Consider the following 19,958-nt stretch of genomic DNA (forward strand, 5'->3'; position numbering starts at 1 on the left):
GCCGCTCGTCGGCGATTCGAGGCAGCCGTGATCACCCTGGTTCGGGTCGACAACCGCCTCATTCATGGACAGGTCGTGGAGGCCTGGCTGCCGCACCTCAAGGTGCAGCGCGTCGTCGTGGCCGATGACGAGGCCGCCTCCAGCCCGCTCATCCGTGCCGCCATGGCGCTGGCGATCCAAAGTGCCATTGAAGTGCAGATTCAGCCGCTGGCGCAGGTGGACTTCGTCGCGCTGACGAAGGACGGCGTGCGCACCCTGGTGCTGCTGAGGGACGTGGCGGCCGTGCCATTTGCCTACGCGCATGGGCTGACGCTGGACCACCTGAACCTGGGCAACGTGCACTTCGGTGCGGGCCGCCGGCAGGTGTCGCCCTCCGTCTTCTTGGCGGAGGCGGAGGTCCAGGCGCTCCAGGGGCTGGCGGACAAGGGCGTCCGGGTCGAGGCCCGCGCGGTGCCCTCCGAGAAGGCCGTGGAGCTGGGAGAGCTGACCGAGCGCTGGACAAAGGGCGGGTGACCCTGTGAGCGTGGGCTGGACCCAGGTTCTGCTCGCGTTCTTGTGGGGCGGCCTCGTCGCCGTGGAGCGCAAGGCGTTCCTCCAGGCGATGCTCTCCCGGCCGCTGGCCTCCGCGACCGTGATGGGGCTGCTGCTGGGAGACCTGCGCGCGGGCCTCTTCATCGGCATGCTGCTGGAGCTGTTCTACCTGGGCACCGCGAACCTGGGCGCCGCGCTGCCGGAGAATGACACCGTGTCGGCCACGGGCACGGCGGCGGCGGCGGCCACCATGGCGGCGGCCACGGGCGCGGGCTCGACGCAGGCGCTCTGGTCCGTGGCCATCCTGCTCTTCCTGCCGCTGGGCCGGGCGGGGCGCATCGCGGACCGCATGCTGGAGGGCTACATGGCGCGGCTGGCGCGGGTGGCCCTGGCCTCGGCCGAGGCGGGCAACCTCTCTCGCGCGGTGCGGCAGAACCTCTGGGGCATGTGGCCTCACTTCCTCGTGTACGGGCTGGTGGCGGCGCTGTGCGCGCTGCTCGGCTTCTTCCTCGGGCCACTGGTGGAGCGGCTGCCGTTGGACTTGCTGCGCGGGCTGGCGTGGGCCTTCCCGGCAATGGCCTCGGTGGCGGCGGCGCTGGCGGCGCAGGGCAGCCATGCGAAGCGGGCTCCGCTGTACGCGGGGCTGGGCGCCACGGTGGTGACGTTGCTGGTCATCCTGTTTACCCTCCAGGAGGGCCGGTGAGCACGACCGACCCCACCACCCTCGGCCGGACCGTGCTGCTTCGGGTGCTGCTGCGCTCACTGGCGCTGCAGGCCTCGTGGAACCCCAAGGGCATGCAGAACCTGGGGCTGGCGTACGCGCTCTTCCCGGCGCTGGAGCAGCTCTACCCGGACAAGAAGGCGCAGGAGGCCGCGGTGCAGCGGCACCTGGTCTTCTTCAACACGCACCCATACGTGGCGGCGGCGATTGTGGGCGGGGTGCTCTACCACGAGCAGCGCATTGCCCGGGGCGAGGAGCCACCGGACAAGGTGGTGGCCTTCAAGGCGGCGCTCATGGGGCCGCTGGCGGCGCTGGGGGATGGGTTCTTCTGGCTCTCGCTGAAGCCGGCCGTGGGGGCCATATGCGCCGCCCTGGTGCCCGTGCTGCATGCGTGGGCCGTGGTGCTCTTCCTGTTCCTCTACAACTTCGTGCACTTCACGCTGCGCGCCCGCTTCTATTGGATGGGCCTCACGCTGGGCGACAGATTGGTGGAGGCGATTGCCCGTGCCAACCTGCCCACGCGGGGGGCTCGGCTCCGCTCGGTGGCGGCGGCGTGCGCGGGGGGCCTGGCTGCGTGGCTCGCGGTGGACCTGGGGAAGACGGCGGGCGGGGACCATGCGCCTTGGCTGGTGGCGGGCTGCCTGGTCTTGGGGGTTGCGTCCTACGTGCTCGTTCAACAGCGGGTGCCCAATTACGTCGTGCTGTACCTTGCCGCGGGGCTGGCGTGCGCGGCGGGAGCCTTTCTCTAGTGAAGCGGGAGTGTGAAGCCGCCCATGGCCAACGTCGCTGAAGCCACTTTCGAGATCATCAACGAGCTGGGGCTGCACGCCCGGGCAGCTGCACAGCTCGTCAAGGTGGCCAACCGGTTCAAGTGTGAGACGCTCATCGAGCACCAAGGTCAGCGGGCCAACGCCAAGTCCATCATGGGTGTGCTCATGTTGGCGGCGGGGCAGGGCTCCATGGTGAAGCTCTCCTGCAAGGGCGAGGACGCGGACAAGTGTCTGGCGGAGATTGGCAAGCTGATTGCCGACCGCTTTGGAGAGGGCAAGTAGCGCGGCAAGAGAGGATGAGGTGAACGAACGACCGTGAGCACACCAGGAACCCCCACGCTGAACTTGAAAGGCATCGGCGCCTCGCCGGGCGTCGCGGTGGGGCACGCGTTCATCCTGGATCGCAAGCGGGTGCGCACCCCGAAGCTGCGGCTGGCTGAGGCCGAGGTGGAGCCCGAGCGCATGCGCATGCGCACGGCCCTGGAGCTGTCGGACCGGCAGCTGGCAGAGCTCAAGGAGCAAATCACCCGCTCCGAGGGGCATGACCACGCGCTCATCCTCGAGGCGCACCGGCTGATGCTCCTCGATCCGATGCTCGTGGATGAGGTGGACAAGCTCATCGTCGAGGATCGCATCAACGCCGAGTGGGCGGTGCGGCGGGTGGCGCGCAAGCTCAAGCACCTGTTCGACAACATCCCGGACGAGTACTTCCGTGAGCGGCGCTCGGACGTGGACTACGTGGCGGACCGGGTGGTGCGCAACCTGATGGGGCAGGTGGTGGACGAGGAGGTGGAGATCCCCGCCGAGGCCATCGTGGTGGCGCACGACTTGTCGCCCTCGGACGCGGCGATGATGGCGCGCAGCGGGCGGGTGGCGGGCTTCGTCACGGACCTGGGCGGCCAGACGAGCCACACGGCCATCGTGGCGCGCGCCCGGGAGACGCCCGCGGTGGTGGGCGCGGGGAAGGCGAGCGAGCAGATCTCCCCGGGAGACCTGGTGGCGCTGGACGGTGCCAGCGGCGTGATCCTGGTGAACCCGACGCCAGACCAGCTGGCGCTGTTCCGCGAGGCGCAGCGGGTGCAGCAGCAGAGCGAGCAACTGGCGCTGCGCACCAAGGATCTGCCGGCCACGAGCGTGGACGGGTTCCGGATCCGGCTGAACGGGAACATGGAGTTCCTGGAGGAGATCCCCTCGCTGCTGGCGCACGGAGCGGAGGGGATCGGCCTGTACCGCACGGAGTTCATGTTCCTGGACCGGAAGAACGTGCCCTCGGAGGAGGAGCACTACCGGGCGTACAAGCAGGTGCTGGAGGCGATGGGCGGGCGGCCGGTGACGATCCGCACGTTGGATCTGGGCGGGGACAAGGTCCCGAGCAAGGCGAAACACGAGAAGGAGCCGAACCCGGCGATGGGCCTGCGGGCCATCCGGTACTGCCTGGCGAACCGGGAGCTGTTCCGGACGCAGCTGCGGGCGCTGCTGCGGGCGAGCGCGCACGGGAACCTGCGGCTGATGTTCCCGCTGATCAGCGGCATGAGCGAGCTGCGCGAGGCGCGCTCGGAGCTGGAGGCGTGCCGCACGGAGCTGAGCCGGGCGGGAGTGCCCATGGGCAAGCGGTTCCCGGTGGGCATCATGGTGGAGACGCCGAGCGCGGCGCTCATTGCGGACCGGCTGGCGCAGGAGGCGGAGTTCTTCTCGGTGGGGACGAACGACCTCATCCAATACACGCTGGCGATCGACCGCCAGAACCGGGAGGTCGCGTATCTCTACAAGCCGCTGCACCTCTCGGTGCTGCGCTCGATCCAGAACATCGTCGGGGCGGCGAAGGCGGCGGGGATTCCAGTGTCCATGTGCGGCGAGATGGGGGGAGACCCCATCTACGCGCTGGTGTTGTTGGCGCTGGGGTTCGACGAGCTGTCGATGACGGCGGGGCAGATCCCGGTGGTGAAGAACATCCTGCGCAGCGCGAGCCGCGCGGAGGCGCAGGCCCTGCTCAACTCGGCCATGGAGCTGACGACGGCCGAGGAGATCGAGCGCTATATCCGCACGGAGATGGAGCGGCGCTTCATCTCCGCGGAGCCGTGAACCACGCGCCCACCCTGTTCATCCAGGATGGGCGCTGGGTGGGGGCTCTCAGCTCCCACACTTCAGGTTGCGGATATACGCGCAGGTATAGTGATAGGTGGTCCAGCTATTGGAGTCGCAGGAGTACACGTAGCAATAGTCCGTGTAGTTGGGATTGGCGCAGTAGTAGTGGAACTGGGGCGAGATCGTGATGCAGGAGCTCGGCCATTCATCCACAACAGGATTGGTTCCACAGTAGTCAGTCGCACTGCTCGGGACCGAGCAGATGCCCTGCTTAACGGTGTTCACGTCCTGCTCATTCAGCGACTCCTGCTCCACGCCGCCACACCCTGTGAGCGCCAGCGCTGACAGCGCGACTCCCGCAACGACAGTCTTGATGAAATTCAATTGCAACTCCTTACAACGAGGGGAACGCTCCTAAAGAGCGGTGCAACCGTAAGGAAGTGCACGTTGCAAGGCAATAGCCGTCAGCAGCGGCCATGCCAGCTCAAGAATGTCTTTGCTCTTGCAACAGATTGCCAGGAACGGCCTGACGGGAAATCACCTCACCCGTGAGCCATCTCAAGGCGCGCCGCAGGCCAGCCACTGGCCCAGCTTCTCGCGCTCCTCCTGCGTGGGCTGATGAGGGATCGAAGCGGGCGGCATCTCCTTGTTCGTCGCGTTGGGGCCTGCGGCGGCGTGTGTGTCGATCATCGCGCGCTGACGCCGCACCTCGTCCAACGTGTCGAAGTCCACTCCCACGGTAGCACCCGCGCGCGCGGTGCCCGTGACGGACTTGCTGTGGCAGCTCAGGCAGTACGTCTGCATGAACGCCGTGCCGAAGTTCTGGGCACTGGGACCGTTCGAAGATGGGCACGTGGCGCCCGTGGCGGCGCCTCCGGGGTGATGCCCGTCCTCGTCTTCTCCGCCACCACACCCTCCGTTGTCTGCGTGCCCGAGGCACAGGTAGGCAGCGAGGGCGAGCGGACCAAGGCGATACAGGGAGCGGAAGGTCATGGCAGGACTCGAAGGAAGGACAGCCACCGGGAGACGGGGCGCCAGGGCCACAATCCAGCAGGACGTTCCCTGCGGAGGTGTGGCGAAATGCCGCATGCTCGGGATTGGGGTTCTTCTTTACGAAGCAAGCGGCTCCCCTGTCGGAAATCCCCGGAGAGTTCGTACTCCGAGGCAGGTCATCGCCCCGGGAGGCTGGAGGTCCGCTGGCCTCCAGCGCTGTCGCTGCGTCCGCTCAGGGAGCGGCGTTGAACGGATCCGACAGACTCGGATCTGTGAGGAACGTGGGGTCGGTGAGAGACTCCAGGAACGCCAGGACGTCCTCCTTCTCCTGCGGCGTGAGGGTGAAGCCCCGCACGAACTCGCTCTGATAGGGGCTCGGGCCGGTGCCCTGGGCACCGGCCCGCCCTCCTGCCGCGTAGTGGTCCAGCACCTCGCTCAGTGTCGCGATAGAGCCATCGTGCATGTACGGCGCCGTGACGGCGATGTTGCGGAGCGTGGGAGAGCGGTAGCGCCCGGTGTCCTCCGACTTGCCAGTGAACTCGAGCAGCCCGGTGTCCGTGGCGGGATAACCTCCGTGTCCATCCACGTTGTAGAGGTTGGTGTTGTGGAAGGTGATCTCAGGGAACACCGTCTCCTTGCTCTTCACCGAGTCGCTGAACGCGAACCCCTGGTGGCAGTGGAAGCACTCCAGGCGCTCCGAGAAGAACAGCGTCATGCCCCGCTTGGCTGACAGGGACATTGCGTCCAGCTCGTTGCCGTACGTGTACCGGTCATAAGGAGAGCTCCCCGAGATCAGCGTGCGCTCGAAGGCCGCAATTGCCCGGACGATCGAGCTCAAGGAAATCGGCTGCTTCTCCTTCGGAAACGCAGCGGCGAAGAGCTTCGGGTACCGCGCGTCCTCCGAGAGCCGCTGCAGCAGCATCTCCTCCTGGCCCGCCAGCCCCAGCTCGATAGGGTGCTCGCCGAAGATGGGCACCAGGGCCTGGGCCTCGAGGTCCGGCAAGACGGGGTTGGCCCAGGTGAGGCTGGCGGCATAAGCCACGTTGGCCAGGGACATGGAGTTGCGCCGGTGGGACTCGCCCGTGGAGCCGAGCGCCGTCGTCCGCCCATCCGAGAACGCGCGCTCCTGGAGGTGGCAGCTTCCGCACGCCTGGGTGCCATTGGCGGAGAGCCGCGTGTCATAGAAGAGGTGCCGCCCCAGCTCCACCTTGGCAGTGCTCATGGGGTTGTCAGCGGGCACCGCCGGCTCGGGAAACCCGAGTGGCAGATTCCACTGGAAAGGCTCCTCCGCGTCTCCACAGGCCGTGCTCAACAGCAGCACCAAGCCCAGGCACCACCTCCGAGCGTCGCGCATGGCCGCTACTCCTTTCGGAAGAAGGTCTGAGCGCTCGGAGTCCCCTGAGCGCTGCCAAAGCCGAGCCCCAGCCGTTGGAAGATCGGAGCACAGTCCTCGTCCGTGCCCTCGGACATGCAGCCCGGCGCCGTCTGGGCCTGGTTCGTGTCCATGTTGGAGCCCGCGAACAGCGCGGCGACGTCCAGCACCACACCGCTCGCTCCGGTGGGATCAAAGTTGGAGAGCTCCACGTCGAAGCGGTTGGGCCGCTGGCACGAGGTGACCTGGTTGGGGCCGGACGTCTGGCACTCGGTGCTGCCCAGGTGGAGGTTGTGCCCGGTGGGCAGCCCCGAGGTGCGCCCGTCCAGGCGGATGAACTTGTAGCCCCCGGCCCAGCCCCAGAAGAGTGTGCTGACGTTGAAGGGCGCGCTGGCAATGGACGCGTCCTGGTGGTTCTTCTCGAAGGGCATGCCCACGGTGAAGCGCAGACCCACGTAGTTGCCTCTCGGAGCCGTGCCCACGATGCGGTCGTTCATCGCCTGGGTCCCGTTGGCGCACAGGCCCGTCTTGTCCTCGAAGTCGAGCAGCACCACCCCTTCCTTCTGCCAGGCTCCGTCGTCCGTCAGCGCCAGAGGCACTTCCTCGGAGGCCTGGTTGATCAGCCGCACGTTGTGCACGTAGAGCCGGAAGTCTTTGGGCTCGTAGGTGGTGCCCGTGGTCCCCAAGCCCGTGTACGTCTGCCCACAGGCGAAGGGTTGGGTGCCTACGCGGGGCTTGAAGGTAAGGGCCACGTCGATGGGGCCGTCATCGGGATGATTGGGCTCGTCATCTCCACACCCGGAAGCCGCAAGAGCGGTGAGGACCAGCAGCAGGATTCTTTCGAGAGGGCGCGTCACGGTGTGGAACCTCCAAGCGGGATGGCTGTTGGCACAGCGGAAGGCGTGCGATTAGCAGCAGATCCTCGAGGGGCCCACGCGGCATGTTGCCGCAGGACTTCAGGGCGAGGCTACGACGGCAGTTGAGCTGGCGACATTGCGCAGCACTTGAGTCGCAGCATCCGAGGCCAACGCCGAGGTTCCATTCAGCCATTGATCATAGTGCAGGGTGAGCCACTGCTCGGACTCCAGCTGCTCCGCCGAGAGAGCGAGCGATTCGAGCGGCAGCTCCACGTTCATGACGCCCGAGCTCTCCAGCCGGAAAGGCTGGAGCGCGTCATCTCCCTGGGGACGTGCCCAGCCCTCCAGCACGAATGTCCGATCCTTCATGCTGCCATCCACAGGCAGGCCCTCGGCATCCGCATCCGCGGGCCCGAAGACGAGGTGGATGCGGCAATAGCGTCCCGGCGGCGGACGCAGGACCCCAAGCGTCAGAGGCTCTCCATCCGGCCGCTCCAGGCTGCTCACGGAAGGGGTTCCCAAGCGCAAGGGACTGGACGCGGTGTGAGCGTGCGCGGTGCCCACAGGGGACAGCTCTCGCAGCCAGCGCAGCGCGGTGGACTCGGGGCAGGGGATGAGCTCCACGCTGTTCACGGTGATGGAGGCCCGGGTCAGGGTGATCTGCTCTTGCCGATCGGTGGTGAAGTTCCGGGCCGTGCCTGTTGCCTTGGTGGCATTGGCGGCCTGGTGCGACAGCTTGAGCTGCAGTCGGATGCCCTCCTCGCGAGAGCCGCAGCCGGGCAGAGACAAGGAGACGAGGGCCGCGAGCAGGAAGGGGAGCTTCTTCATAAGTCGAACGCCACGGCGGCCTGCACGATGGGCGTCTGCCGGACGCGGCCGCTCAAGAGGTTGAGGACAGGCGCTCGGACGCCGAGCTGCAGGACCATGTCCGTGGTGGGACTGAAGAGGAACTCGGGCGACAGGTAGCCGATGAACCCGCTGCCCTCCGTGTCGCGCTCACCCAAGAGGGTGCTGGCGCCTTCCAGGCGCGTATCCGCAGCGACCCTCAGTGCCCAGGAGGTGCTCGGCTGGAACTGCGCTGCCAGCGTGCTCCGCAGAGAGGCTCCGCTACGGAAGCCCAGGCGTCCCTCGGTGGACACGGTACCGGTCGTGCTGACGACGAAGGACCAGGCCCCTTGGAATGTCGTGTAGGCCAGCCCCACGAACGGATCCACGGAGCCAGTGCCCAGCTGTGCATCGATCGAGAGAGGGGTCCCCTGTGCGTCCCGTAACGTGGGGGACGTGGGCAGCTCCGAGCCAACGAGCACCGAGAGGAGGTGATCCGGAGAGAACGCTCGATCGCGGAAGACGAAGAGCTTGGCGCTGACCTCCAGGTCTCCCGGCCCCAGCGCCTGCTCGCGCGTCAGGCTGACGTCTCGCAGTGTCCGGGCCTGAAGGGGCAGGGTGGCGGACAACATGAGCCACGGCAGCGGCGCATAGGCCGCCGAGACGTCCACGCGCAGCTCTCGCAGGGTGACAGCATCCAGGGAGTCATCGCCCACGGTCTGGCCCCAGGCTCGGGTGACAGCCGCCACGCGCAGTCGTCCCGAGAAGGGCTGCTCCGTTCCCATCGTGGTGAGCGTGGGGTCTCCACAGGCACAGGAGGCACAGGCTCGTGCGGGCGAAGACAAGAGCAAGAGCGCCACCGGGAGCAGCGCGACACAGGACTTCCACATGGTGCGCTGTACTCTACCGGTGGCTCGTCCCATGGTCCCTGCGGTGTGTTGTCGCGGTGACGAGAGCGCGGAGCGCGGCCCGAGGAAGAGAAGGGACCGCGCTCCGGAGCGCAGGGTTCAAGCGGTGGTGCGCAGCGGGAACTGCCGCATCACGGCCTCGGTGAAGGTGCGCGCGCCCGTGTGTGCGCACACCTCGGAGATGGTCCCCTGGTCAACGATGGCGCCGGCGTGCATCAGCAGCACCCGGTCGCACAGGAACTCGGCATCGCTCAGCGAGCGGGTGGCCAGCAGCACCGCCTTGCCCGCGTCGCGCGCGGCCCGGATAGACATCAGCACGAAGTGGCTGCCCATCAAATCCAACGAGTGGGTGGGCTCGTCCAGGATGAGCGCCGGAGGATCGTGCAGCAGCGCACGCGCCAGGTTGAGCCGCTGCTGTTGGTCGGGTTGCAACGTCGCGACGGGCAGATCCACGAACCGCTCCAGCTCGAAGGCGTTCACCACCGCTTCGATGCGCGCCTCCAGCTCCAGCGGAGGCACGCCGTGCAGTTGGCCGCGCTGCTTGAGCAGCTCGCGAGGCGTGGGCCGGGTCGGCAGGTTGCAGTCACCGGCGGCGTAGCCCACCCGGTTTTTGATGCGGAACGGATCCATCAGGGTGCTCAGCCCCGCCACCACGCCCTCGCCTGAGGACGGCGTGACGAACCCCGCCAGCATCTTCAGCAGCGTGGACTTCCCAGCGCCCCGAGGACCGATGATGCCCACCACCTCGCCGCGGGACACGGTGAACCGCACGTTCCGGACTGAAGTGCCTCCCTGGACGTTCTTCGACAAATCCCTGGCTTCAATCACGATGCACGAACCCCCATTCAGCGAAGCCTCCACGGGCAAACCCCTGGCCGTGCCAACGCCTCGCTGTCGCGGCGCCGGAAGAATCCCTGTCTTGATGGAGCGCCAGGGGCCGTCTGGCGACACTGCGACTTCTCGACGCCTCCCGGCATTCACCACCGGGTCCTTCTTCACCGCCGGGTGAGCACACGGCAGCGGGGGGGAGGGGACGAGCTGATCCGCCTCAGCATGCGAGCGCTGGTTCGCTCGCACGCTTCAGAGACAGTAACGGCGTGCATAAGGGGCGTCAATACGGGGTCCCACGCACGAATCCGACCTACCCAGGAAGAGCTGCCAGAGCGGCGCGCTCACCGGAAGGGAGGGGTGGGGCGCTCAGCTCTGAGGAGGAGAACGAGGTGCCTCGGGTTCTCGCTGTGAATCCTTCGCGATGCGGTGGCGCTTGCTGAAGCGCTCGATCCAGTGCTCCACGGGGCGCAAGCCCACGAGCACCACGAGCGCGAAGCCCACGGTCACGGAGGCGCCCAGGAAGAAGCCGAAGCCCGCCGCGAGGCCCACGGAGGCCGTGAGCCAGAGGTTGGCGGCGGTGGTGAGCCCGTGCACGGAGGTGCCGTGGCGGAAGATGGCGCCGCCCCCCAGGAAGCCGATGCCCACGACAATCTGGCTGGCGATGCGGGTCACGTCAGCCCGGATGAACGAGGGCTCAGCGCTGTCGACCGCCTGTCCCGCGGTGACGCTGACCAACGTGAAGAGGCAAGAGCCCAGGCTCACGAGCAGGTGCGTGCGCAGGCCGGCGGCATGCCCGCGCAGCTCCCGCTCCAGCCCGAGCAGCCCGCCCAGCACCAGGGCCAGCGCCAGGCGCGCGATGAGGGTGCGCTCGTCCACGGAGGGCTACTCTCCCAGCTCGATCTTCTCGTCGATGTCCTGATCGTTGAGCTTGGGCTTGGGCAGCGTGTCGAGCGTGGCCTGGAGCAGCTTGTACGTGGGGACGACGAAGGGCTCCACCTCGGGGCCGAACTGCTGCACGTACTGCGCGGTGCGCTCGCGGAACTTCTCGTCGCTCGCGCCCCAGCTGCCCGCGGCCTCGGCGCTCCAGACGTCCTCGCCGTCCACGCAGCGCATGAGCCGGGCCCTCACGGCCACGTCCGCGCCGTCCTGGGTGGCCGTCACCTGCGGATCCAGGTGGAGCACGCCCTCGATGCCCTCGACGCACTGGGCCTTCAGCGCCTCAGGGGTGGCGGGCTCGGCCAGGGTGACGTTGGCCTTCACCAAGAAGTCCCGGTTCTGGTTGACGTACTGGCGGGCGATGAGGCTCCACAGCTCGCCCAGGGCCTGCTTGCCGGCGGGGAACGGCTGCGTCACCACCGCCAGGCGCTTCACCCGCTCCCTGTCCATCTGCTCGTAGTCGGGGCGCGTGAAGCTGTTCTTCACCGTGGCACAGGCGGCGAGCGTGGTCAGGCCCACCGCGAGCGCGAGTCGCTTCGTCATCGTCGTCTCCCTCTCCCAGCCCCTCCGGGAGGAGGGGCCTCGTTCATCATGGCCGGGGCGGTGAGCCCTGGAACCCCTGGCGCCGGCTCAGGCCGCCCGGGTCTCGCTGCCGCTGCCTCCACCGGAGGCCGTGCCGTCCGAGGGCGGCCGCTGCCCGCTCTTGCGCACGCGCCGGTCGTGCATCAGCTGCATCACCGCGGCGAGCACCGTGAAGGACACCAGCAGCGTGGTGATGAGACCGATGCAGGCGACCACGCCCATGGAGCGCAGGCCGATGTGGCTGGCCGCCAGCAGCGCGGCGAAGCCGGACACCGCCGTCAGTGTCGAGGAGGCCACCGCGGCGCCCACGCTGCGCAGCGCCACCACCGGCGAGGTGCCTTCCAGGAAGCGGTGCAACAGATAGAGGCCGTGGCTCACCCCGAAGCCCAGGAGGATGGGCAGGATGATGATGTTCATGAAGTTCAGCCGCAGATCGAAGATCGACATGAACCCCAGCATCATCGCCAAGCCCACGGTGAGCGGGATGACGGACGCGAGCGCCAGCGGCACGCTGCGGAAGTCCGCGAAGTGCATGATGAGGATCCACAGCGCCACCAGGATGACGGTGAGCTGGCCGTCCTTGAGGACGATGCGCGCCAGCCGCGCGTAGAGCTGCGCGGCGCCGGCGGAGCGGAACTCCTTGCCGGAGGCGGTCTTGATGACGCTCGTCTCGTCGGCGAACTGGAGCATCAGCTTGCCGTCCCACAGGTCCACGCTCGGGTAGATGAACGTGAGGAAGCCGTGGTTCTCCAGCTTGGTCTCCGGCAGGTGACGGAACTGCTTGGCGTAGATGTCCGGCACGCCGTTCACGTCGAAGGGCCGAGCCTCCAACATCTTCTTGAAGATGCCGGCCTTCTCTTGCATCTCGGGCGGCAGGGCGGCGACGTCGATCTCCTTCAGCTCCTCCTGCCACTCCTGGAGGATCTTCGCGTTGGCCTTCGCGTTCTCCGGCGGAGGCACGAACGTGTAGATGCTCACCACCTGGTCGATGGACTTGTACTTCTCCGGGTGGCCGGTGAGCTCGTCGTAGACCTCCTTCGCCTCCTCGAGCGTCTTCGTGTAGACGGCGATGGGATCGCTGGAGATCTGGAACCGGCGGGCAATCTCATCCTGGAGCTGCACGGAGGGCTGCTTGGCCGGCATCAGCGCGCGGGTGTTGTAGTTGAAGCGCACGCCATGCTGGATGCGCTCGTGCAGCGGCAGCTCCTTGCTGGCGGACACCTCCTGGCTGCTCCAAGGGATGGCGCACGCGCACACCACGGCGACGATGACGGAGCTGATGCCCAGCAGCAGCCCGGGGCGCGGGAAGCGGATCTCCTTGCCCGAGGCGTTGATGGTGGCCGGCGGCTTCATGGTGCCGATGAGCTTCTCGGGCAGCGCCGGGTTCATGCGGCCGATGAGCGCCAGCAGCGCCGGGCTCCAGGAGAACAGCGTCAGGCCGAGGATGAGCGTGCCGCTGCCGGCCAGGAAGCCGAACTGGCTGAAGCCGCGGAACTCGCTGACCATCAGCACGTAGAACGAGCCCGCCGTCACCACCGCGGACACCGCGGCGGGGCGGCCCGCGTTGATGATCGCGTCCCGGATGGCGATGTCGTACGGCTTGCCCGCGCCCAGCTCCAGCCTCGTGCGGAAGACGAAGTGGATGCCGAAGTCGATGCCGAAGCCCATCAGGATGCCACCGAGGATGCTGGTGATCATGTTGAGCTCACCCACGGTGGCGTAGGTGAAGCCCATGGTGATGATGGTGCCAATCACCATGCCGCTCACCACGATGACGGTGGGCGCCCACTTGCGGAAGAAGGCAATCGTGATGGCGAGGATGGCCAGGAACGCAATCACGGCCACCGGCTGCAGCGACTCCTCGATGGCGTACGAGTCATCCACCGCCGTCTTGTACGAGCCGGTGTAGCCGTAGGCGACCGTCTTCGCGTCGCCCATCGCGTCGTAGTCCTCGACCAGCTTCACGCCCTGCGGGTTCGTCTTCGAGTACTCGGCCAGGTCCTTGTTGAGCTTCTCGACGTACGCCTTCGTCTTGCCGAGCTCGTTGGTGTCCCACATCGGCTTGATGAGGATCATCATCATCTTGCGGTCAGGCGAGATGTAGTAGTCGTCGATGATGCTCTTCTTGCCCACGCTCGAGTACTTCGAGATGAGGTCCTGCAGGTCGAGCTTCACGGGCTCGGTCTTCTTCAGCTCGATGAAGAAGGGGTTGTTGCGCCGGAGCTGATCCTTCATGTACGCGCTGATGCGCTTCTTGCCCTCGGCCAGGTCCTCCGTCTTGATGAAGAGGGCCATGTTCTGCTGCACGAACTCGACCGGAATCTTGTAGGTGAAGAAACGGACGTTCTCCTTGTCCGCATCCAGCCGGGCCGCGATGTCATCCGCGACGCGCTTGAGCGTGGGCTCGTCCGAGGAGCGCAGCGCGAGCATGAAGTAGCCGCTGCCGCCCACCATGTCGATGATGCGCTTGACCTCCTTCACCTCGGGCAGCTCCTGAGAGATCAGGTCGAGCTGGTTCGAGTTGATGGTCAGCTTGGACGTGCCGTAGAGCGAGATGCCCAGCAGCGCGAGGATGACGAGGAGGACCGTTCCCGGCCTGCGGACCATCAGTCCGGCATAGGCGAGGGCAAAGCGGTTTGGGGGGTGGGACGAGGTGCTCATTGCGGGGGGACCCTACCGGCAAATGGCCCGTCTCGGAAGCAGCGCCTGCGCGCCCGGTTGCTGGGGCGGCGTCCGCGCTACAGGTTGAGCCCGGGAGGGAGGCGGCCGGGCGCCTACCCCTGATGCAGGACGGGCCTCCTCCCGAGGTAGGAAGAGGCCCAGCCGGATGCCACACAGACGGGTGGGGCTACTTGAGGACGACGGACTTCAGCTCCTGGTCCTTGTCGCGCATCGCCTTGAGCAGCGCGTCCCAGCCACCCTCCTTGAGGAGCGGGCGGACCTGATCATCGCGGATGCCGGTGAGCATGGAGTCTCCGAGCACCGCCACGTCGACCACCTTCCAGCCGGCCTTGTCCTTGGCCAGGGCGTACTTGAGCTTGAGCTCCTGCTTCTTCATCGGGTGGTCGATGACGACGGTGGAGGCGACCTTCGCCTCTTCGCCCGTTACTTCAGGGTCCTCGTAGGTGATGGAGGCCAGGTTCTTGAAGTTGTCGCGGACCTTGGGGAAGGCAATCTTCGCGAAGAGGTTGTGGAAGAGCTGGATGAACTCCTTGCGCTGGGCCTCGGAGGCCTTCTCCCACTCCTCGCCGACGAGGAACTTGGCCTGCTGCTCACCGCCAAAGTTCTTGAGGGCGGCCAGGTCCTTGCCATAGCGCACGGACTGGACGACGGTCTTCACGGGCTTGGAGACCGCCTCGTTCGGCGCGGCGAAAGCCGGCAGGGCGAGCACGAGGGCGGCCAGAAGGGGGACGCAGCGGAGGCGAGCGTTCATACGGATCCTTGTTCCTGTCGAAAGGAAGCGAGGGCTTCCTGTAGCCCAGGGGAACGTCTGGCGCTCTGGAAAATTCACTCAGCGTTCCGGGCCCCTTGCCTGCCGGGCAGGACACAGAAAATCGAATTCGAGGGCTGCTCACGGGGTTTGACTGGGGAAGGACCCCACGTCTAGTGTCCGGTGACGCGGGACTTCGCGCCTGCCTCAAAATCTCCCGAGAAGACATGCCTACCGACTTCCTGTTCACGTCTGAATCCGTCACTGAAGGGCACCCGGACAAGATCGCCGATCAGATCTCCGACGGGGTGCTCGATGCCATCCTCACCAAGGATCCGCAGGGCCGCGTGGCCGTGGAGACCCTGGTCAAGACAGGCCTCGCCATCGTCGCGGGAGAGGTGACGACCACCTGTTATGTGGACATCCCGAAGATTGTCCGGAGCACCATCTGCAAGATTGGCTACACGGACAGCTCGATGGGCTACGACGGCCACACCTGCGGCGTCATGGTGGCCATCGAGGGCCAGAGCCAGGACATCGCCCGGGGCGTGGACAACAAGAAGGAGCAGGGCGCCGGTGACCAGGGCATGATGTTCGGCTTCGCGTGCGACGAGACGCCCGAGCTGATGCCCGCTCCGCTGCACTACGCCCACGCGCTCACCAAGCGCCTGGCGGATGTGCGCCGCAAGCAGCACGCGTGGATTCGCCCGGACGGTAAGAGCCAGGTGACGGTGGAGTACAAGGACGGCCGTCCGGTGCGCATCGACACGGTGGTGGTCTCCACGCAGCACGCGGAGGACATCTCCAACAAGAAGATCCACGAGGCCATCCGCGAGGACGTCATCGCCAAGGCGCTCCCGGCGAAGCTGCTGGACAAGAAGACCAAGTACTTCATCAACCCCACGGGCCGGTTCGTGGTGGGTGGCCCCATGGGCGACTCGGGCGTGACGGGCCGGAAGATCATCGTGGACACCTACGGCGGCATGGGCCGTCACGGCGGCGGCGCCTTCTCGGGCAAGGACCCGTCGAAGGTGGACCGCTCGGCGGCGTACATGGGCCGCTACATCGCCAAGAACGTGGTGGCCGCCGGCCTGGCGAGCCGCTGCGAGGTGCAGGTCTCCTACGCCATCGGCGTGGCGGACCCGGTCAGCGTGATGGTGGAGACGTTCGGCACGGCGAAGGTGCCCGAGGAGAAGATCGCCCAGGCGGTGCGCCAGGTGTTCAGTCTGCGTCCCCGCGAGATCACCGAGCACCTCGACCTGCTGCGTCCCATCTACCAGAAGACCGCGGCGTACGGTCACTTCGGCCGGTCGGAGAAGGAGTTCACCTGGGAGCGCACGGACAAAAAGGACCTGCTGCGCGAGGCCCTGGGCGGCAGTTCGCGCCTGAAGGCCGTGGGCAGTCCGTAAGCGGCATTTCACACGAAAGCCCGGTGACTTGAGCGAGCGCGCGTGGCCCAATAGGGGTCACGCGCGTTTCTTTTTTCCCGAGGGGGTTTCCGCCATGGCCAAGAGTGCCAGCCTGAAGAGGCCGAAGAACAGCTTTGCTCCGGTGCACTGTGACATCAAAGACCCGAACCTGGCGGAGAAGGGGCGGGGGCGCATCGAGTGGGCCGGGCGGACGATGCCGGTGCTGCTCCAGATTCAGGAGCGCTTCCTGAAGCAACAGCCGCTCAAGGGGCTGCGCGTGACGGCGTGCCTGCACGTCACGGCGGAGACGGCGAACTTGATGGTGGCGCTCAAGGCGGGCGGGGCCGATGTTTCTCTGTGCGCGTCGAACCCGCTGTCCACGCAGGACGACGTGGCCGCCGCGCTGGTGGCGGACTACGGGATGCAGGTCTTCGCCATCAAGGGCGAGGACAACGACACCTACTACCGCCACATCGACATGGCGCTGGAAGGTGGGCCGCACATCACCATGGATGACGGCGCGGACGTGGTGGGCGTGCTGCACACGAAGCGCAAGGATCTGCTGAAGGACGTGCTCGGCGGCACGGAGGAGACGACCACGGGCGTCATCCGCCTGCGGGCGATGGCTCGGGAGGGCGTGCTCGGCTACCCCATCGTCGGGGTGAACGAGGCGAAGACGAAGCACATGTTCGACAATCGGTACGGCACGGGCCAGTCGACGATCGACGGCATCATCCGCGCGACGAACCGGTTGCTGGCGGGCAGCGTCTTCGTGGTGGCGGGCTATGGCTGGTGCGGCCGCGGCCTGGCGATGCGGGCTCGGGGCATGGGCGCGGACGTCGTGGTGACGGAGATCAACCCGACCACGGCGCTCGAGGCGGTGATGGATGGCTTCCGCGTCATGCCGATGAGCGAGGCGGCGAAGATCGGCGACTTCTTCTGCACGGTGACGGGGAACATCGATGTCATTCGCGCCGAGCACTTCGAGGCGATGAAGGACGGGGCGATCGTCTGCAACTCGGGTCACTTCAACGTGGAGCTGGACCTGAAGGCGCTGGGCAAGCTGGCCAAGAGCCGCAGCTTCATCCGCGAGTTCGTGGAGGAGTACACGCTCAAGGGCGGCAAGAAGATCGTCGTGCTGGGCGAGGGCCGGCTCATCAACCTGGCCTCCGCCGAGGGCCACCCGTCGAGCGTGATGGACATGTCCTTCGCCAACCAGGCGCTGTGCACCGAGTGGATGGTGAAGAACCACGACTCGCTGGAGAACAAGGTCTACGTGGTGCCCGAGCACATCGATCAGGAGATCGCCCGGCTCAAGCTGAAGAGCCTCGGCGTGAAGATCGACACGCTGACGAAGGCGCAGGCCAAGTACCTGGCGTCCTGGGACGAAGGCACCTGAGCCGCGGAAGAGAGAGGGGAAAGGTTGCTGCCCGAGTGGTGAAGCCACTTTTGGTTGGCTGACCAATTCAGGTCTGGAGCGGAGTTGAACCGCGTCGCTTATGAGGCGATTACCAGGAGCGTGTGGGGCCTCACCGGCCAGGCAGCTGAGGGGAAGGACGAAATTCCCCTTAAAATCCTGACAGCGCTCCTGTCACTCCGGGAAGGTCGCCAGCGTGAGGGCCTCGGGCGGGCCCTTCAGCTCGCGAGGAAGCTTCAGCACCCCGGAGTGGTAGCGCCAGCCCGTCCCGTCGTGGCGGAAGTCCGAGCGCTCCACGAACGAGCGGTCCTTTCCCTTCTCGAACACCTTGGCGAAGAAGAGCACCTGCGCCACGCCCTGCTCGTCCGGTGGCCGGCGGTCCATGACCACCAGCCCTGGGAACTGGTGGGTCTGCAGGTAGGTGCGCAGCTCACGTGACGCCTCGGCCTCCGGCCGTTTCCGGTCCGGGTGATCCGGGTGCAGGGACTTCCAGAGCCAGGCTACCTCGCGCATCGCAAAGGCGCTGTAGCGGGAGCGCATGAGCGCCTCGGCGTCGGGAGGCTCGGCCTGGCCACGGTGGTAGGGCGCGCAGCACTGGCTGTAGCGAAGGCCAGACGAACAGGGGCAGGGTGGGGCAGGGGGCATACCGGTCGCCTCAGAGCCTACCCTCAGGCGGGCCTTGCCTACCTCCCGACGTATTCACCGGTGGACAGCGCACCGGGAGGTCATGGCCCTTGCGGGCCAGGGGTGGAAGGCTTACATCCGGTCCTCTCCTTATGAGTCTCATCGAAGCCATCGTCCTCGGGCTGGTCCAGGGGCTCACTGAGTTCCTTCCCATCAGCTCCACCGCGCACCTGCGCATCGTCCCGGAGCTGCTCGGCTGGAAGGATCCCGGTGCGGCCTACTCTGCCGTCATCCAGCTGGGCACGGTGGCCGCCGTGCTCATCTACTTCCGCGGCGACCTGGTGAAGCTCACCGTCGCCTTCTTCCAGGGGCTCGCGCGCCGCCAGCCGTTCGCCACCCTGGAGTCCCGCCTGGCGTGGTTCGTGCTCGTGGGCACCCTGCCCATCGGCATCTGCGGGCTCGCGTTCAAGAAGCACATCGAGAGCTCCCTGCGCTCGCTCTACATCATCTCCACCAGCCTCATCGTCCTGGCCATCATCCTCTTCATCGTGGAGCGCGTGGCCTCGCACCAGCGGACCGTGGCTGACATGCGCTGGAAGGATGCCATCATCATCGGCGCGTGGCAGTCCGTGGCGCTCATCCCGGGCTCGTCGCGCTCGGGCACCACGCTCACGGGAGCGCTGTCGCTCGGGCTGCGGCGCGAGGATGCCGCCCGGTACTCCTTCTTGCTCTCCATTCCCGCCACGACGCTCGCGGGCGTCTTCGAGCTCAAGCATCTGCTGGAGGCGGAGACCCGGCCGTCCACCGTGGCTCTGGCCACGGGGACCCTCGTCGCGTTCGCCTCGGGCTGGGCCGCCATCGCGTGGCTGCTGCGCTACCTGCGCACGCGCTCGACGATGATCTTCGTCGTGTACCGCGTGGCGCTCGGGCTGGTGCTGATCGGCCTGCTCCAGGCCGGCGTGCTCAAGCCGCTCTCGGGCGTGGAGAACGTCGCAACGAATCCGTCGGAGCCTACGAAGCCCCCCGTGGAAAAGCAGGTCACCGACTGACGTGGACGCTCTCTTCGACAGACTGGAGGCGCAGCTCGCCTCCCACCCGCCCCGGCCCCTGAACCTGCCGGGATTGGTGCTGCGCGAGTCCGCGGTGCTCGTCCCGCTGTTCGAGCGCGACGGCGTGCCTCATGTCCTCTTCACGCGCCGTCCCGCTCACCTGCGCAACCACGCCAACCAGTTCTCCTTCCCCGGTGGAGGCCGCGACGCGGAGGACCTCACGCCTCTGCACACCGCACTCCGCGAGACCGAGGAGGAGCTCGGCATCGACCGCAACCGGGTGCGGGTGATCGGGATGCTGGATGAGCTTCCCACCGTCACCTCGTTCCGCATCCAGCCGTTCGTGGGCATCATCCCCAGCGACGGGCAGTACCGACCCAACGCCGATGAGGTGGCGTTCATCCTCGAGGTGCCTCTGGCGGGGTTGATGGACCCGTCCATTCGCCGCACCGAGCAGCGCACATGGGAGGGTGTGGAGTACGACGTGTACTTCTACACGTACGACTCGCACGTCATCTGGGGCGCCACGGCGCGCATCCTCTACAACCTGCTGGAGCACATCGCGCAGATGCCCTCGGGCAGCGCCACGCCCCTGGCGGGCAGCGGTACCGGGTGAGG

The 19,958-nt window shown here is 66.9% G+C and carries 21 protein-coding genes; 9 read left to right on the plus strand and 12 right to left on the minus strand.

All coding sequences use genetic code 11. The features are described 5' to 3' along the window. Positions 1-27: 27 nt before the first annotated feature. Genes DB31_RS14320 through ptsP form a run of 5 tightly spaced genes read left to right on the plus strand, consistent with a single transcriptional unit; the run spans position 28 to position 4,104 of the window. A complete protein-coding gene (locus DB31_RS14320) occupies positions 28-513 on the plus strand; it encodes a PTS sugar transporter subunit IIB (protein WP_044187654.1) in 486 nt (161 codons plus the stop codon). Positions 514-517: 4 nt separating this feature from the next. Next, the gene (locus DB31_RS14325) at positions 518-1,234 is read left to right on the plus strand and encodes a PTS sugar transporter subunit IIC (RefSeq protein WP_044187657.1); all 717 of its coding nucleotides are present in this window, start codon (positions 518-520) and stop codon (positions 1,232-1,234) included. Next, entirely contained in the window at positions 1,231-2,001 is a 771-nt protein-coding gene (locus DB31_RS14330; RefSeq protein WP_044187659.1) for a PTS system mannose/fructose/sorbose family transporter subunit IID, read from the plus strand. Before DB31_RS14325 ends, DB31_RS14330 begins: the two co-directional genes overlap by 4 nt. 24 nt (positions 2,002-2,025) lie before the next feature. Next, complete coding sequence (locus DB31_RS14335) at positions 2,026-2,304, plus strand: HPr family phosphocarrier protein (protein ID WP_044187661.1); 279 nt, start codon at positions 2,026-2,028, stop codon at positions 2,302-2,304. 33 nt (positions 2,305-2,337) lie between these two features. Next, complete coding sequence (gene ptsP, locus DB31_RS14340; protein WP_044187664.1) at positions 2,338-4,104, plus strand: phosphoenolpyruvate--protein phosphotransferase; 1,767 nt, start codon at positions 2,338-2,340, stop codon at positions 4,102-4,104. Between the two features lie 48 nt (positions 4,105-4,152). On the opposite strand, the gene DB31_RS14345 is transcribed toward ptsP, so the two are convergent. The 11 genes from DB31_RS14345 to DB31_RS14395 all read right to left on the minus strand — a co-directional run bounded on the left by DB31_RS14345 (position 4,153) and on the right by DB31_RS14395 (position 14,844). Beyond that, positions 4,153-4,491, minus strand: a complete 339-nt coding sequence (locus tag DB31_RS14345; RefSeq protein ID WP_044187666.1) for a hypothetical protein — start codon at positions 4,489-4,491, stop codon at positions 4,153-4,155. Positions 4,492-4,665: 174 nt separating this feature from the next. Beyond that, positions 4,666-5,100, minus strand: coding sequence for a hypothetical protein (locus tag DB31_RS14350; RefSeq protein ID WP_044187667.1), 435 nt, complete (start codon positions 5,098-5,100; stop codon positions 4,666-4,668). A 232-nt stretch (positions 5,101-5,332) separates the two neighbouring features. After that, positions 5,333-6,454 carry a methanobactin export MATE transporter MbnM gene (locus tag DB31_RS14355; protein ID WP_044187668.1) on the minus strand — a complete coding sequence of 374 codons (1,122 nt, stop codon included), beginning with the start codon at positions 6,452-6,454 and terminating at the stop codon, positions 5,333-5,335. A 5-nt stretch (positions 6,455-6,459) separates the two neighbouring features. Continuing rightward, positions 6,460-7,329, minus strand: coding sequence for an MbnP family copper-binding protein (locus DB31_RS14360; RefSeq protein ID WP_044187669.1), 870 nt, complete (start codon positions 7,327-7,329; stop codon positions 6,460-6,462). 99 nt (positions 7,330-7,428) lie between these two features. Continuing rightward, positions 7,429-8,157, minus strand: coding sequence for a hypothetical protein (locus tag DB31_RS14365; protein ID WP_044187671.1), 729 nt, complete (start codon positions 8,155-8,157; stop codon positions 7,429-7,431). Further along, a complete protein-coding gene (locus tag DB31_RS14370; RefSeq protein WP_044187673.1) occupies positions 8,154-9,044 on the minus strand; it encodes a hypothetical protein in 891 nt (296 codons plus the stop codon). Before DB31_RS14370 ends, DB31_RS14365 begins: the two co-directional genes overlap by 4 nt. Positions 9,045-9,161: 117 nt before the next feature. Next, entirely contained in the window at positions 9,162-9,872 is a 711-nt protein-coding gene (locus DB31_RS14375) for an ABC transporter ATP-binding protein (protein ID WP_240486693.1), read from the minus strand. 387 nt (positions 9,873-10,259) lie between these two features. Then, a complete protein-coding gene (locus DB31_RS14380; protein ID WP_044187675.1) occupies positions 10,260-10,769 on the minus strand; it encodes an MgtC/SapB family protein in 510 nt (169 codons plus the stop codon). Positions 10,770-10,775: 6 nt separating this feature from the next. Beyond that, complete coding sequence (locus DB31_RS14385; protein ID WP_044187676.1) at positions 10,776-11,372, minus strand: MXAN_6521/LA_1396 family lipoprotein; 597 nt, start codon at positions 11,370-11,372, stop codon at positions 10,776-10,778. An 87-nt stretch (positions 11,373-11,459) separates the two neighbouring features. Then, positions 11,460-14,072, minus strand: a complete 2,613-nt coding sequence (locus DB31_RS14390; protein ID WP_044187679.1) for an efflux RND transporter permease subunit — start codon at positions 14,070-14,072, stop codon at positions 11,460-11,462. A gap of 187 nt (positions 14,073-14,259) precedes the next feature. Continuing rightward, positions 14,260-14,844 carry a Tgt2/MlaC family protein gene (locus DB31_RS14395; protein WP_044187682.1) on the minus strand — a complete coding sequence of 195 codons (585 nt, stop codon included), beginning with the start codon at positions 14,842-14,844 and terminating at the stop codon, positions 14,260-14,262. Between the two features lie 224 nt (positions 14,845-15,068). Between DB31_RS14395 and metK the strand changes: the two genes are divergently transcribed. Both metK and ahcY read left to right on the plus strand, forming a co-directional pair. After that, positions 15,069-16,250: a methionine adenosyltransferase gene (gene metK, locus DB31_RS14400; RefSeq protein WP_044187685.1), complete on the plus strand. Its 1,182-nt coding sequence runs from the start codon at positions 15,069-15,071 to the stop codon at positions 16,248-16,250. Positions 16,251-16,344: 94 nt separating this feature from the next. After that, positions 16,345-17,649, plus strand: a complete 1,305-nt coding sequence (gene ahcY, locus DB31_RS14405; protein WP_044187688.1) for an adenosylhomocysteinase — start codon at positions 16,345-16,347, stop codon at positions 17,647-17,649. 192 nt (positions 17,650-17,841) lie between these two features. Here ahcY and DB31_RS14410 read toward each other — a convergent pair whose 3' ends face one another. Beyond that, positions 17,842-18,312, minus strand: a complete 471-nt coding sequence (locus DB31_RS14410) for a YchJ family protein (protein WP_044187691.1) — start codon at positions 18,310-18,312, stop codon at positions 17,842-17,844. A 131-nt stretch (positions 18,313-18,443) separates the two neighbouring features. Here DB31_RS14410 and DB31_RS14415 point away from each other — a divergent pair, with 131 nt between their 5' ends. Beyond that, a complete protein-coding gene (locus DB31_RS14415; RefSeq protein ID WP_044187695.1) occupies positions 18,444-19,340 on the plus strand; it encodes an undecaprenyl-diphosphate phosphatase in 897 nt (298 codons plus the stop codon). 1 nt (position 19,341) lies between these two features. Further along, positions 19,342-19,956, plus strand: a complete 615-nt coding sequence (locus tag DB31_RS14420) for a CoA pyrophosphatase (protein WP_052419956.1) — start codon at positions 19,342-19,344, stop codon at positions 19,954-19,956. The last annotated feature ends 2 nt before the right edge of the window (positions 19,957-19,958 follow it).

The sequence above is a fragment of the Hyalangium minutum genome (genome assembly GCF_000737315.1).
In the GTDB taxonomy this organism is placed as follows: domain Bacteria; phylum Myxococcota; class Myxococcia; order Myxococcales; family Myxococcaceae; genus Hyalangium; species Hyalangium minutum.

Excerpts from the sequence above, each read along its gene's own strand:
- DB31_RS14350 (WP_044187667.1), bottom strand. The coding sequence starts at position 5,100 with ATGACCTTCCGCTCCCTGTATCGCCTTGGTCCGCTCGCCCTCGCTGCC.
- DB31_RS14385 (WP_044187676.1), bottom strand. The coding sequence starts at position 11,372 with ATGACGAAGCGACTCGCGCTCGCGGTGGGCCTGACCACGCTCGCCGCC.
- ahcY (WP_044187688.1), top strand. The coding sequence starts at position 16,345 with ATGGCCAAGAGTGCCAGCCTGAAGAGGCCGAAGAACAGCTTTGCTCCG.
- DB31_RS14365 (WP_044187671.1), bottom strand. The coding sequence starts at position 8,157 with ATGAAGAAGCTCCCCTTCCTGCTCGCGGCCCTCGTCTCCTTGTCTCTG.
- DB31_RS14355 (WP_044187668.1), bottom strand. The coding sequence starts at position 6,454 with ATGCGCGACGCTCGGAGGTGGTGCCTGGGCTTGGTGCTGCTGTTGAGC.
- DB31_RS14390 (WP_044187679.1), bottom strand. The coding sequence starts at position 14,072 with ATGAGCACCTCGTCCCACCCCCCAAACCGCTTTGCCCTCGCCTATGCC.
- DB31_RS14395 (WP_044187682.1), bottom strand. The coding sequence starts at position 14,844 with ATGAACGCTCGCCTCCGCTGCGTCCCCCTTCTGGCCGCCCTCGTGCTC.
- DB31_RS14335 (WP_044187661.1), top strand. The coding sequence starts at position 2,026 with ATGGCCAACGTCGCTGAAGCCACTTTCGAGATCATCAACGAGCTGGGG.
- DB31_RS14415 (WP_044187695.1), top strand. The coding sequence starts at position 18,444 with ATGAGTCTCATCGAAGCCATCGTCCTCGGGCTGGTCCAGGGGCTCACT.
- DB31_RS14410 (WP_044187691.1), bottom strand. The coding sequence starts at position 18,312 with ATGCCCCCTGCCCCACCCTGCCCCTGTTCGTCTGGCCTTCGCTACAGC.
- metK (WP_044187685.1), top strand. The coding sequence starts at position 15,069 with ATGCCTACCGACTTCCTGTTCACGTCTGAATCCGTCACTGAAGGGCAC.
- DB31_RS14370 (WP_044187673.1), bottom strand. The coding sequence starts at position 9,044 with ATGTGGAAGTCCTGTGTCGCGCTGCTCCCGGTGGCGCTCTTGCTCTTG.